We start from the raw sequence: 13,953 nt of genomic DNA, 5'->3' as shown, positions 1-13,953 counted from the left end.
CTCTTTTGAAGAATTTTCAGGAGCAATAGAGGAATAGATCTATTATTACAATAACGAAAGAATTCAATCAAAAACAAAATGGATGCCACCTACAAAGTATAGGTTAGCATCCACTACAACTAATTAATTAAATATTGTGTCCAGTTTTATGGGTACACATCAAACGCTGGTTTCTAATATATTTTATATTTATTCTTCTTCTAAAGTTGCAACAAGTTGTCCGCTTTCAACCATATCATTTACATTGACTAGGACTTGAGCAATTGTTCCTGATTTTTTGGCTACAATATTTGTTTCCATTTTCATGGCTTCAATTATAATTATTGTTTCGCCTTCTTTAACTTCTTCGCCTTCTTTTTTGTTGATAGCGACAATTTTACCAGGAATTGAAGATCCAATTTCAAGAGGATTTTCTTCATCTGCAAATCTAACTTGGATTTTATTTACGTTTTTATTTGCAGATAATTTATCTTCAATCTTAACGGTTCTTCTGTTTCCGTTTATTTCGAAGCTAACATTTCTATATCCTTCATCATCAACTTTACCAATTTCTATAAGTTGAACGATTAAGTTCTTTCCTTCATCAATTGGAATTACAACTGATTCGCCTTCCATCAAACCGTGGAAGAATACAGATGATGGCATTCTCCAAAGGTCTCCAGTTTCATTTTTGAATTTTAAATAGTCTTCAAAAACTTTTGGATATAGGGCGTGTCCTAGTAGGTCATCTTCGTTTGCATCCATTTTATATTTTTCATCTAGATATTTTTTATCTGAATCGAAATCATGGTCATCTAGTAAAAGTCCTGCTCTTACTGTGATTGGTTTTTCATCTTTTAAAACTATTTTTTGAAGATCTTCTGGGAATCCTCCAAGAGGTTGTCCCATCATGCCCTTGAAATAATTTTTTACAGAATCAGGATAGTCTAGGTTAGCACCTTTTGTAAGAATATTTTCTGGAGTCAATTCATTTTGTACCATAAATATAGCCATATCTCCAACCATCTTTGATGATGGAGTAACCTTGATTATATCTCCAACCATATCATTTACAGTTTTGTACATTTCCATAACTTTTTTAAATTTATAGCCAAGTCCAAAACTTTCAACTTGTGGTTTTAAGTTTGAATATTGTCCTCCTGGGATTTCATATTTATAGATTTCTGTTGTACCAGATTTTAAATCAGATTCAAAATCTTCATAGACAGGTCTTACTGCTGCCCAATATTTATTTATTTCTTCAATTTTATCAAGATCCATACCAGTGTCTCTATCTGTGTTTTGTAGAGCTGCTACAACTGAGTTAAGGGCTGGTTGGGAAGTAAGCCCACTCATAGAGTTTATTGCAACATCAACAATATCAACGCCAGCTTCAGCTGCCATTAATACAGAAGCTACACCATTTCCAGTTGTGTCATGAGTGTGTAGGTGGATAGGGATTGAGATTTCATCTTTTAAAGCCTTGATTAATTTTCTAGCAGCGTAAGGTTTTAATAGACCAGACATATCTTTTATTGCTAGGATATGGCAACCTGTTTTTTCGATTTCCTTAGCTAGGTCTACATAATATTGTAGATTGTATTTATCCCTATATTCATTTAAGATATCACCAGTATAGCACATTGTACCTTCTGCAATTTTTCCGTTGTTTAAGACTTCGTCTATTGAAAGTCTCATATTTTCAAGCCAGTTTAAAGAGTCAAATACTCTAAAGATATCAATTCCATTTTCTGCAGAGTTTTTGATAAATCTTTTTACAACATTGTCTGGATAGTTTGTATATCCAACTGTGTTGTTACCACGAAGGAGCATTTGAGTTAAGATGTTAGGCATAAGCTTTCTTAGCATGCGAAGTCTTTCCCAAGGGTCTTCATGTAAAAACCTATAAGCAACATCAAAAGTTGCCCCGCCCCACATTTCAGCGGAGAAAAGTTCTTTCATATTGGCATTTGTAGCTTGAGCAATTTTATACATATCAAGAGTTCTCATCCTAGTTGCCATTAAGGATTGGTGAGCATCTCTCATTGTTGTATCAGTAATAAGAAGTTTATTTTGGTCTAGTATCCATTTAGAGAATTTTTCTGGACCCATTTCATCAAATAGTTTTTTAGAAGATTTGAAATCTTTTGGACTTTCTTCAAATTCTGGAACTATTGGATTGTCATAAGTCTTATCTTTTTTATTTGGACTATTAACTACAATTTCTCCGATATAATTCATTAATCTTAATTCAGCATCTGGTTTTGTAGTTATTTCAAAAAGTTCTGGATGATTTTCTATAAAGCCTGTGTCACAGATTCCTTTTCTAAAATCATCTGAGTTTAAAACATTTAGGATAAAACCTGTATTTGTTTTAACTCCTGAAACTTTAATTTCTCTAACGGCTCTTATGGCTTTATTAATTGTATCGGCCCAAGTTCTACCATAAGAAATTACTTTTACTAGAAGAGAATCGTAGTAAGGAGTAATTATTGATCCTGCAAAAGCATTTCCACCATCAAGTCTTACACCGAAACCAGATGAAGAATAATATTTTGTAATTCTTCCAGTGTCAGGTGCAAAATTATTTAGTGGATCTTCTGTTGTTACACGGCATTGGATAGCATAACCAGATAATTTTATAGAATCTTGAGATTTTATATCTATTTCTGGATCACTTAGTTCATAACCTTCTGCAACCCTAATCATAGATTGGATAAGGTCGATTCCAGTTACCATTTCTGTTACAGTGTGTTCAACTTGGATCCTGGCATTTACTTCTATAAAGTAGTGGTTGAGATCTTTATCAACTAAAAATTCAACAGTACCAGCTGATTTATAATTTAAAGATTTTGCAATTTTTAATGCATCTTTTTGAATAGCTTCTCTAACTTCTTTTGGAAGTACAAAAGCTGGTGTAAATTCAATTACCTTTTGATGACGTCTTTGTATAGAGCAATCTCTTTCGTGAAGATGAACTATATTACCATGGGAGTCTCCAAGAATTTGTACCTCGATATGCTTTGGAGCTTCAAGATATTTTTCAACAAAAATCGAATCATTTCCAAAAGCTTTAGCAGCTTCATTTTTAGCAGAATGAAATTTTTCAATTAATTCTTCTTCATTTCTAACAATTCTCATACCTCTACCGCCGCCTCCAGCAGCTGCTTTTAGCATGATAGGGTAGTCTGCTTCTTTAGCAAAATCAAGAGCTTGTTTGTCTGATCTTATTGGTTTATCAACTCCAGGAATAGTTTTTACTCCTGCTTGATGTGCAACTAATTTAGATTCAATTTTATCTCCAAGTTTTGCCATTACATCATGTTGAGGTCCTATAAAAATCAAACCTGCTTCTTCAATTTTTCTTGCAAATTCAGCATTTTCAGCTAAAAATCCATAACCAGGATGAATAGCATCTACGCCTTTTTTAAGGGCAAGCTGAATTATTTCATCCATACCAAGATAGGCATCAAGGGGTGATTTACCCTTACCTATAAGATAAGATTCATCAGCCTTAGTCCTAAAAAGTGCAAGAGAGTCTTCTGCTGAATAAATTGCAACACTCGTAATTCCAAGCTCCCTACAAGCCCTAAAAATACGAATGGCAATTTCGCCACGATTTGCTACAAGTATCTTTTTTATTTTTCTTATACTAGACAAAATTTTCCCTTCCCTCTTTTGAATTAAATATTTAATAATATTTTTACTATTATACATTAATTTAATAAAAAAGTGTATTAAATAGACAAATTAAAGTAAATAATACCGATTATTTAAAAACAATTAAATTTTTCTTCCACATTTTGGACAAAAATCAAAATCGCTAGACAATTCATAGCCACAATATGGACATTTATTGCCTGAATTATAATTAGAAAACTCTTGTATATAATCTTCTTCTCTTATATCTGGATTGTTTCCTCTTTCGATTTCTCTTCCAATATCTTTACTTAATTCATAAGATTTGCCACAGCAAGTGTATCTTATAAAATATCTTTTTTTAAATTTAAAAATAGGAAGAAAGAAGAAAGATAAAACATAATATTGCATAATTATTTTTGTTCTTTGATAGCCACCGCAAGAGTGTATCCGCATATTATCTTTGTAAAAAAGTTCTTCTTCCTTTGGATAAGAAGAAATAATAAAAAACATATAATCACCTGACTAAATAATATCAAGTAAAAAGATCTAATAAAAGTTAAAAGTTTTTAAAAATTGAGTATATATTTAATAAGAAGATGTAAAAATGAGGAGGATTAATTTATATGATAAATAAAAATATGACAATAGAAGAAGCGGTAAAAGATAATCCAAATATTATAGAAAAATTAGAACAAGTTGGTATAGATTATTGTTGCGGTGGTTCAGCTCCTTTAGAAGATGCAATAAGTGAAATAGGTTTTGATCCGGATTCATTTATAAATATTTTAAATAATATAGAAAAGCCAGTTGAATTAGACAGTAAACTGGAAGAAGTCTTAAAACTTGATACTGATAAACTTATAGACTATATAATTTCTGTCCATCATAAAAAAGATTTAGAATTAATTGAAGAAATTGACAAAAGTTTAAGAAAAGTTATAAAAGCCCATTATATAAATCATGGGGACAATCTAAAAGATATATATCAAGTATTTTTATTAATAAAGGCTGATCTTATTCCACACTTTGCAGCCGAAGAAGAGATAGATTTTCCAAAATTAAAAAGAGGAGAAAAATTAGATTTTTCAACTTTAATAGCAGAGCATGAAAAAGTTGGATCACTTCTTGAGAGAATCAAGAATTTAACCAATGATTTTAAGTTACCAGAAGATGCTTGTGCAACATATTCTAAAAGTTATGAATTATTAAAAGAATTATCAGATGATTTAAAAACTCATATCTTCCTTGAAAATAATGAACTTTTTACAAGATAGTAAATATAGAAAAAGGAACTCAGTTTAAGACTGAGTTTTTTTATTTTATTGACAAATAAAAATAGAGTGCATATAATATATATACAGTATATATGCTAGGGTGGTTAAATGAATATAATTATATCGAACACGAGTGATCTTCCAATTTATGAACAAATAAAAAACCAAATAAAGAATTTAATTATTACTGGTGATTTAAAAGAAGATCAAGCACTTCCTGGAATGAGATCTCTAGCAAAAGATTTAAGAGTTTCAGTAATTACAACAAAAAGAGCCTACAACGATTTAGAACAAGAAGGCTATATTTATACACTTGCTGGGAGGGGATCTTTTGTAAAAAAATTAAACTCAGATCTTATAAAGGAAGAAAAATTATGTGAAATAGAAAATAAATTAAACTCTGCAATAGAAATTGCCAGTAGCTGCGGAGTCGATTTGGATGAATTAATAAGCATGTTAAAAATTTTATGGAGGTAGAAATGAAGGCCATAGAAATAAAAAACTTATCAAAAAAATACAAAGACTTTGAAATAAAAGATCTATCCTTTGACCATATAGAGGGAAGCGTTATGGGGCTAATTGGTGCAAATGGAGCAGGCAAAACAACAATTTTAAAATCAATTTTAGATATTATAAATCATGGTGGAGAAATAAAAATATTTGGACAAGACCCAGATGAAAATATAAAAGACAGGATTGGATTTTTATTAGAAGACATTTTTATTTCCAACAATATAAATATAAAACAGACAGACAATATCTATAAAAACATTTATAGCAAGTGGGATAGTGAATATTTTTATTACCTTACAAAAAAATTTAATCTTCCAGACAAAAAGCCAAACGATAAATTTTCCAAGGGAATGAAAATGAAATACAAAATCGCCATAGCACTTTCATCAAGACCAGATCTTTTAATCTTAGATGAGCCAACCAGCGGACTTGATCCAGTTATAAGAGATGATATTTTAGATATTTTGCTAGAATTTATGGAAGATGAGAAACATTCGATCTTATTTTCATCTCATATAACAGAGGACCTAGAAAAAATCGCAGACTATATTACCTACATAAATGATGGGAAATTAGTCTTTAGCAAGGAAAAATATGACCTTCTAGAAAACTATGCAATTTTAAAATGCACAGAAGAAGATTTAGAAAAGATTGATAAGGAAAATATTTTAAAAGTAAAAAAATCAGAATATTCAATAGAATGCCTTGTTGATAATAAGCTTGAAATGAAGAAGAAATATCCTGATCTAATTTTAGATAAGGCTCATATAAGTGAAATTATGGTTTTATACGAAAGGGGAAAAGACTATGAAGGCCCTATTATTAAATGATTTATATTACTGTAGAAAAAATATGATAGTCAGTATTATATTTTTTGTCTTATTTTCTCTATTTCAAATAATAAAAATTTTTAGATCAGAAGCTAATATATTTATAATGTTAAGTCTTATAATTATTTTTAACTTCTTTGCCTTTAGAATGGTGCTTTCCTGCCATATTGTGGATGAACAAGTTGGATTAATTTCTTATATAAGAGGACTGCCAATAGGGGCAAAAGCATATGTAGATGGGAAATTTTTCTTAAATTTTCTAGTTAGCCTAGCTAGTTATCTTTTATCTGTAGTTTTTTATATTCTGACTATGAAAGAAATAAGTGGACTTATTTTTATATTTAGCCTGTTTGCTTTTATATTTTTCTTAAATACCTTGATGCAGTTTTTAATTATAAAATATAGCTATAAAAACTCATATTCATATTTAATGATTTTATTTATTGTAAGCTATATGGCTTTTTGCCTACTATATGAATATAAAAAATCCTTATTTATTAAGATTTTTCTTGGCTCAAATTGGCTAATTCCAATAAGTATATTAGCTATTGACCTAGTTTTTTACTTTGTATTAAGAAAATTATCCTATAAGAATTTATTAGAAAGGGGAGAATAAATGAAGGCCTTGTTAATTAAAGATTATTACGATTTTAAAATTCAATATCTAAATAAAAAATCAATATTTGCTATGGCTTTAGTATATTTAATTGTTATGTATTTTTCAGGATTTGAAACATCTACAACATATTTATCAACCCTCACCTATATTTTTCTTATGTTTAATTTCAGCATGGATACACAGGCAGGTGCTTTTTCATATGCCAAGGGACTTCCAATATCTGTAAAAAAGATAGTGTTTTCAAAATATCTCTTAAGCTTTATAGCAGCAGGAATTTTACTTTTAATCACAAGTCTTTTTTATTTTATATTAAGACCTTTTGGACTTGCTGGAGACTTAAGTCTAGCTGATAGCCTATATAATTTATTATATTTATCGGCAGCTGTTATGATTGTAAATATTTTGCTTCTTCCAATGATATTTAAGTTTGGTGCTAAATTTTGGCTGGTATTTATCCTATTTTTCCTAATAGGAATGATATTTCTTCTTGTAACTGGACTTTTTGAGTCTTGGCTAGCTGGATTTATGACTTTGACCATGGGTCTTAGGATTTTCCTATCACTTCTTGGAATAATAATTTTATTTCTTATATCCTTTGCCATATCTGTAAAAATTGTAAAAAATTATTAATAGAAACTATTAATTAAAAATAAGATAAGCTTTTATGATATTATTTAATATTAATAAAGGCTTATTTTTTATTTAGGAGTTGTTAATGTGAATGATGAATTAATTGAAATTAAAGATAAAACAGATTTTCCCTTTGCAGAAACCAAAAATTTAAACTGGTTTTTATCCATGTTAATTTTATTTGGGGGTCTTATTTTTGCAAGTTTTGAAAACAAATTTCCAATTTTGACCTACATTGTATTTATTGGGTCAGGATTTTTGTCCTTATTCATAATAGATAAAAAATGGTATAAAAAGATTTTAAAAATGCCAAGATTAAAAGATTTATTTTTAGTTATAGGAGTTTTGCTTCTATTATTTATAAGTGTAATCTTTATATCAAACCTTTTTGCAGACTATGAAATGGTTGAAAATCCGATAATAGATAGCATAAATGCAGATAATATAATTGAAATAGCTGCAGTAACTCTGGTCCAACTTTTTATAGAAGAAATCCTTTTTGTGGTTCCATTTTTGTTTTTATATCAAAAACTAAAAAAATAAACAGAAACTTTGCAATATTTTCAGCCTGGATATTATCTTCGCTTTTATTTGGAGCCTTGCACCTTTCAACCTACAACTATAATTTCGTTCAAAGTATTGTATTGATAGGAATAGTAAGATTGATTTTAAGTCTTGCTTATATAATAAGAAAAAATCTTTGGAATTCGTATTTAGTCCATGTTTTGTATGATTTTATAATTATAGGGGCAGTGCTTTTTTATACAGGAATATAAAAATAAAAAATAGATATAGAAAATGCTTGACAAGATTAAATTAGTTAATTTTAATTTCCATTAACATTTAAATTTTATAATAAAGTTTGAAAAAAAGAGTAGGCTTATTTAGATTTTCAGAGAGTAGGCGTTTGGTGAAAGCTTATAATCGATGTAAGTTCGAAAATCATTTTTCTTTAAGCAGGTCTGAAATTAGTAAGATCTGACGCTCTGGTAGGCGTTATCTATACCCGGCATTGTTGGATGCTTGTTGAGTGCTTATTATTTTAATAAGAATAAAAGGTGGTAACGCGGTAATTTCGTCCTTTGTCTATATAGACAAAGGATTTTTTTTATTTATAAGGTTTAAATAATATTTTTTAAGGAGAAATCAAAATGAAAAAACTAACTAGAAGTGAATTTTTGCAAGTAAGTATAATGCTCTTTGGATTATTTTTTGGAGCAGGCAATTTGATTTTCCCTCCACTTTTGGGAAATCAAGCAGGGTCTGCTAGCCTTATAAGTATTTTAGGCTTTTCTGTTACCGCAATAATATTCCCAGTTTTAGGAGCAATAGTTGTTGGAAAGACTGATGGACTTTTAAACCTATCTAAAAGAGTTGGACCAACTTTTGCAATAGTTTTTACCACTGCAATATACATGTCAATAGGACATGGACTTGGAATACCAAGAGCAGGTAGTGTTCCGTTTGAAATGGCAGTTATGCCATATCTACCTCAAGGATTTAGTGTAGTTTTAGCAAGACTTATCTATACATTTGTATTTTTCAGCCTTGCTTTATGGGTATCACTAAAACCAAATAAATTAGTAAGAAGAATTGGTAAATACTTAACTCCAACCCTACTTTTAATGATAGGATTTATGTTTGTAAGGGTGGTATTTCTTGCAAAGGATGTGGCTCTTCCTACTGGGGATTATGCAAACACACCTTTCTTAAAAGGATTTTTATCAGGCTATGACACAATGGATGCAGTCGCAGCTTTAAACTTTGGTTATGTAATAGCACTTGCCATAAGAAGATTTGGAGTAAAAGATAAAAAACAAGTTACAAACTATACAATGAAGGCAGGACTTCTTGCTGGCTTAGTTTTATTTGTAGTATATGCAATGCTTTCTTCAATAGGAATGCTAACATCAGGCATGTTTGCTGGAGCAGAAAACGGAGCTGATATCCTATCATCTTATGTAAGAATGGCTTTTGGAGATTTTGGATTAGTTCTTTTAGCAGCTATATTTACTTTAGCTTGCTTAACAACTTGTGTTGGTTTAATAACTAGTGGGGGAGATTATTTCTTTAACCTATTTAAACAAAGATTTAGCTATAGATTTTGGGTAATAGTTTGGACTTTCTTCTCATTTGTGATGTCAAACTTTGGTTTAAACAAGCTACTAGAATTTTCTGTACCACTATTAACATTAATATATCCAGTAGCCTTGGTGTTAATAGTTATGGGAGTTACTCACGACTTTGTAAACTATAGTAAAGCTTCATACTTTGTTGCAGCTTTTGTATCAGTATTTCTACCACTTGTTCAAATACTAGATCAAACTCTTAATTTAACCCTTCCATTCTTAACAGAATTACAAAGATCTTTACCACTAGCTGGACAAGGACTTTCTTGGGTACTTCCAACACTTGTGGGACTTGTTTTAACTGAAGCTTTAGTAAAAGGATTTTATTTAGTAAAAAGTCCAGTACGAGCATAGAAATTATAAATTAATACAAAAAACAGATCAGACTGTGAAAAAATTCATGGTCTGATTTTTTTATGTATTTTATGTTAGAAAAAAGAATATTAAAATCAGAAAAGCGTTTACAAAAATAAGAATAAGGCTTAAGCTGGGTATAAATAAATATATATTATATAGTAGAAAGGAGTATAAATATATGAAGTCGAATGGAATTATAAAAAAGTTGAATTTGTATTTATTTTTATTGTTTATTTGTTTTTTGATAATACCAAAAAATATTTATGCAGCAGATTTAATGGAAATTAATAACACAAATGATTTGGTAAATCTTTTAAATAGTGGGGAACAAAAAAATAAGAAAATAGTAATAAAGAATGACATTACTATAAATTCTAATCAAATACCCGATATAGGTTATAATGTCAATCTTACAAATTGTATAGTTACAGGTGAGGGAGAAAAAAGACCTACCATAACAATAGAAACTAAAGAACAAGATATACAACCTTTATTTGGTAAAATTTTGGGTGATCCTCAAGATGTAACAGATAAAAACGAACAATACCCAGTTCTACAAAACTTTAATGTAGTTTGTAAAGGAGATGTAATAGGTTCAGCAGTCTGCGCAGAAGTAGATTCAAAAGTTGGCGAAGATTTTAAAAAATATAACCATCTTGGTTATGCAAAAAATATAGGAATAAGAGTTGAAGGAAATATCCTACCATATGAATACTACACAAACTATTATAAAGCGGGAGCCTTTGCAATAGACTGGACGGAGTTTGATTTTTACAATATAGACATTAATGTTAATGGAAATATTGGAGATGAAAATAGAGTATTTGATAAAGATGTTCTAGTTGGTGGACTTTTTGCCGAAAATGGTGGTTATAAAACTTTAAGACTAGAAAATATCAATATTAAAGCTAAAAACTTGGTAGCTAAAACAAATGCGCCAGGATATATGTCAGCAGCAGCAGGAGTTGCCGTTACTGGAGATTCTTATCGAAAAGGAAAAGTAAAAGTTTTTGGTAAGAAAATAAATGTTGATGTAGAAAATATAATATCTTCAAATGCAGGTTGTTCTAATGGAAAGATGAATTCCTTTGCGGCAGTTGGCTTTTTAGACAATACTAAAACCTTTGTTACAGATCAAACCATGATGTCTGTGAGTATAGGTATTGCACCTTGGAATATAGTATCAAGAGATGTTGAATTAGGAATCAACAATCCTGTTGAAGTAATGGCTATTTCAAATGATAATTACCAATTATATTCTTTACCGATGGATGTAGATGAAAGTACAGATGATCCATTTTTTATAAAGATGAATGAAATTGCAGGTGGATCTGATAATAAAGAATTATTAGTTTACCCAAGGGTGATTAATTCAAACTTTAAGGCAAATAATGTAGAAGTAACTTCTGCTGGAAACTGTGGTAGTGTCTACTACGGTGTAGGAAATCTTATGAATGTAGTAGATACTAATATAAGTGTTGGAAAAATAAAAATGAATACCAACCTTCCAAATTTTGCAGGAATATCCGTTTCTAGTTATCTAATAGATAGTCAAGACAAAACAAAATTTCCTCCAGAAACTTCTGATAACAATATGAAAATAGGAAGTATAGAAATTAATCCTATAAGTGATAGTTTTGCAACAAAAGATGCTTACCTTTCAATAATAGGTCATGTTGGAAATCATGTTTCTAACAATAAAATTGATGTTGGAGATATAAAGATTGATATAAATAGTGATAATCTTTTAAAAATTAATACGGGACTTAATAGAGCTTATACAGTAAAAGACAATGATATAAAGGTTAAATCTTTAGATGCAAATGTTAATGGATCTAAAAATAATTTAGGAAAAATTGCTTTTAGTGGATTTATTTCTAATATAGATATAAATGAAAAGACTGGAATGACAGTAGAAAATAATAGACTAGCTTTTGATAATGATATAAATCTAAAAGGTAATGCTGGTTCATTTTTTGCAGGAATGATTAAAGATGATCATAAGGGTGTATTAAAGAACAATACAGCTTTATTTAAAAATATAAACTTAATTTCTAATAGATCTAATGAATTTTCAGGACTTATGAGTGCAGCATCCTCATCATCTTCAAATATTGAAAATAATAGTTTACAAGTTCTTGGAAATATCAGGCTTATGAAATCAAGCTTATCAAATTATCTTGCAGGTATTTTACTTGAAGACACTGGAAATTGTTCAATTATAAAAGATAATACACTTTTAGTAATGGGGTCTGTAATAAATGAAGGAACAGATGGTGCTAAAGAAGATTTTACAAGTCTAGGAGTAGGTTATGTTGACTGGACAGGTGCAGGGACTCAAATCTTAGGAAATGCAATTTACGTTCACGATAAGATAGAAAATGGACCTAGTGTAAACTTTTCTTATTTGGCAGAAAATTATCTTATAGATAATTATAATGGTCACAATACTACCGGTATGTTTGCTTTAAAAAATAATAGTATAATGCTAAAAAATATTCCAGAAGGTATTAAGGATGAAACCTTGGCAAATGGTGCAATGGCAGTAGGAGCACAAAACAATGTTTTTGTCCATGTAAATGGTGTAAATAGAGACGCTTATAAGATTGATGGCAACGGAAAGCTAAACATGGATAAGAAAAATCTTATTGGTACAATGAAAATTGCTCCAAGAGAATTCCAAGACAAACTTTGGAGTCATGAAGCTATAAATAATCAAATAGCTCCGGAATTTGACTATATACTTAACAGAAATGAACTAGGACAAGTTGAATTTATATCAAGAGATAAGGATGAACTTTTAAATGGTGGAAATGGAGAAAAATTATACTTAAATGATTTTTATAGAAGACATCTTGCAGCTAAAAATGATGGAATTATATACGATATTCTTGGTATCCCATCAGAAGCTTTTATAGTTAAATATGACCTTAATGGAGGAAGTTTAATAGATCCATCTAAACCAATAGAAGATAAAAATTACTATTCATTTGGAACAGAAGCAGTAGTTTTAGGTGCAGAAAATGCAGCTTATAGGGATCGTAAATTCTTAGGTTGGAGTCTTGATCCAAATGCAGAAAAAGGAGAATATCTTCCAGGAAGTAAAATAGTAATAAAGGGAAATACTATTTTATATGCAATTTGGGAAGGAGATAAAAAACCTGAGGAACCAGAAAATGTAGTTCCAGTTCTTCCAAAAGAAGAAAAAGGAAAACCACTTTTCCCATGGCTTGAAATAGGAAACTATGAGAACTATGACGCAGATAAAAAGCAAGATCCAAAAACTCATATGGCATATATTTTCGGCTATCCAGATAAGACAATAAGACCAGAAGGAAACATCACAAGAGCAGAAGCAGCAGCCCTAGTAATAAGACTTGCAGAACTTGACACAAACGAAAATCTAGGCAAATTTTCAGACACAGAAGTAGAAGCTTGGTACAACAAATATGTAAACCTAGCCTATGAAAGAGATATGCTTCTAGCAGAAGATAACAAGATAAGACCAAATGAAAAAATAACAAGAGCAGAATTTGCAAAACTGATATCAAAAGTAGACAAGGAAAACTCAAAAGAACTTCCGTTTGCGGACGTAAAAGGTCATCAATTTGAAAAAGAAATACAACAAGCTTATGCTAATGGAAGAATAGAAGGATATCCAGACGGAAGCTTTAAACCAGACGGAGAAATCACAAGAACAGAAGCAGTAAAAATCCTAAACTCACTATTTGAAAGATCAGCAGACAAAGACTATATAAATGATAACCAAGACAAGATAAAGAAATTCATAGACCTAGACAGAAGTCATTGGGGATACTATGAATTAGTAGAAGCAGCAAACACCCACAAATATGTTAGGAGAGAAGCGGGTAAGGTAGACGAAAGATGTTTAGAAATATTAGAATATATAGAAAAAAATATTAAACAATCTTAAATAATCTTAAAAAGTATTAATAAAAAATCAGATCAGACTGTGATGT

At 30.0% G+C, this 13,953-nt stretch carries 11 protein-coding genes and 1 other annotated feature; of the genes, 9 read left to right on the top strand and 2 right to left on the bottom strand.

What is annotated here, in order from left to right; translation table 11 throughout:
• Nucleotides 1-189: 189 nt before the first annotated feature.
• Together HGPB_RS01950 and HGPB_RS01945 are read right to left on the bottom strand one after the other, a co-directional pair.
• Nucleotides 190-3,630 carry a pyruvate carboxylase gene (locus tag HGPB_RS01950; protein ID WP_036738145.1) on the bottom strand — a complete coding sequence of 1,147 codons (3,441 nt, stop codon included), beginning with the start codon at nt 3,628-3,630 and terminating at the stop codon, nt 190-192.
• Between the two features lie 132 nt (nt 3,631-3,762).
• On the bottom strand, nt 3,763-4,131 hold the full coding sequence (locus HGPB_RS01945; RefSeq protein WP_019131998.1) for a zinc ribbon domain-containing protein: 369 nt from the start codon (nt 4,129-4,131) through the stop codon (nt 3,763-3,765).
• A 113-nt stretch (nt 4,132-4,244) separates the two neighbouring features.
• Between HGPB_RS01945 and HGPB_RS01940 the strand changes: the two genes are divergently transcribed.
• The 9 genes from HGPB_RS01940 to HGPB_RS08760 all read left to right on the top strand — a co-directional run bounded on the left by HGPB_RS01940 (nt 4,245) and on the right by HGPB_RS08760 (nt 13,907).
• Complete coding sequence (locus tag HGPB_RS01940) at nt 4,245-4,895, top strand: DUF542 domain-containing protein (protein WP_019131997.1); 651 nt, start codon at nt 4,245-4,247, stop codon at nt 4,893-4,895.
• Between the two features lie 108 nt (nt 4,896-5,003).
• On the top strand, nt 5,004-5,372 hold the full coding sequence (locus HGPB_RS01935) for a GntR family transcriptional regulator (RefSeq protein WP_019131996.1): 369 nt from the start codon (nt 5,004-5,006) through the stop codon (nt 5,370-5,372).
• 2 nt (nt 5,373-5,374) lie between these two features.
• Nucleotides 5,375-6,238 carry an ABC transporter ATP-binding protein gene (locus tag HGPB_RS01930; RefSeq protein ID WP_019131995.1) on the top strand — a complete coding sequence of 288 codons (864 nt, stop codon included), beginning with the start codon at nt 5,375-5,377 and terminating at the stop codon, nt 6,236-6,238.
• Complete coding sequence (locus HGPB_RS01925) at nt 6,216-6,854, top strand: ABC-2 transporter permease (protein WP_019131994.1); 639 nt, start codon at nt 6,216-6,218, stop codon at nt 6,852-6,854. Before HGPB_RS01930 ends, HGPB_RS01925 begins: the two co-directional genes overlap by 23 nt.
• Nucleotides 6,855-7,487 carry an ABC-2 transporter permease gene (locus tag HGPB_RS01920; protein ID WP_019131993.1) on the top strand — a complete coding sequence of 211 codons (633 nt, stop codon included), beginning with the start codon at nt 6,855-6,857 and terminating at the stop codon, nt 7,485-7,487.
• 87 nt (nt 7,488-7,574) lie between these two features.
• A complete protein-coding gene (locus HGPB_RS01915; protein WP_019131992.1) occupies nt 7,575-8,030 on the top strand; it encodes a hypothetical protein in 456 nt (151 codons plus the stop codon).
• Nucleotides 7,997-8,263 (top strand): CPBP family intramembrane glutamic endopeptidase, encoded by a 267-nt coding sequence (locus tag HGPB_RS09095; protein ID WP_081578447.1) that lies wholly within the window; start codon nt 7,997-7,999, stop codon nt 8,261-8,263. Before HGPB_RS01915 ends, HGPB_RS09095 begins: the two co-directional genes overlap by 34 nt.
• Nucleotides 8,264-8,339: 76 nt before the next feature.
• Nucleotides 8,340-8,573: a binding site (T-box leader), on the top strand.
• 65 nt (nt 8,574-8,638) lie between these two features.
• Nucleotides 8,639-9,970: a branched-chain amino acid transport system II carrier protein gene (gene brnQ / locus HGPB_RS01910; protein ID WP_019131991.1), complete on the top strand. Its 1,332-nt coding sequence runs from the start codon at nt 8,639-8,641 to the stop codon at nt 9,968-9,970.
• Between the two features lie 280 nt (nt 9,971-10,250).
• Nucleotides 10,251-13,907, top strand: coding sequence for an S-layer homology domain-containing protein (locus HGPB_RS08760; protein WP_172635023.1), 3,657 nt, complete (start codon nt 10,251-10,253; stop codon nt 13,905-13,907).
• Nucleotides 13,908-13,953 lie beyond the last annotated feature (46 nt).

The organism is Peptoniphilus obesi ph1 (assembly GCF_000311865.1).
In the GTDB taxonomy this organism is placed as follows: Bacteria; Bacillota; Clostridia; order Tissierellales; family Peptoniphilaceae; genus Peptoniphilus_E; species Peptoniphilus_E obesi.
Note: the sequence above shows the minus strand (reverse complement) of the source record. Positions and strands in the feature narration are given on the sequence as shown.

Excerpts from the sequence above, each read along its gene's own strand:
- HGPB_RS01925 (WP_019131994.1), top strand. The coding sequence starts at position 6,216 with ATGAAGGCCCTATTATTAAATGATTTATATTACTGTAGAAAAAATATG.
- HGPB_RS01920 (WP_019131993.1), top strand. The coding sequence starts at position 6,855 with ATGAAGGCCTTGTTAATTAAAGATTATTACGATTTTAAAATTCAATAT.
- HGPB_RS01930 (WP_019131995.1), top strand. The coding sequence starts at position 5,375 with ATGAAGGCCATAGAAATAAAAAACTTATCAAAAAAATACAAAGACTTT.
- HGPB_RS01935 (WP_019131996.1), top strand. The coding sequence starts at position 5,004 with ATGAATATAATTATATCGAACACGAGTGATCTTCCAATTTATGAACAA.
- HGPB_RS01940 (WP_019131997.1), top strand. The coding sequence starts at position 4,245 with ATGATAAATAAAAATATGACAATAGAAGAAGCGGTAAAAGATAATCCA.
- HGPB_RS08760 (WP_172635023.1), top strand. The coding sequence starts at position 10,251 with ATGGAAATTAATAACACAAATGATTTGGTAAATCTTTTAAATAGTGGG.
- HGPB_RS01945 (WP_019131998.1), bottom strand. The coding sequence starts at position 4,131 with ATGTTTTTTATTATTTCTTCTTATCCAAAGGAAGAAGAACTTTTTTAC.
- brnQ (WP_019131991.1), top strand. The coding sequence starts at position 8,639 with ATGAAAAAACTAACTAGAAGTGAATTTTTGCAAGTAAGTATAATGCTC.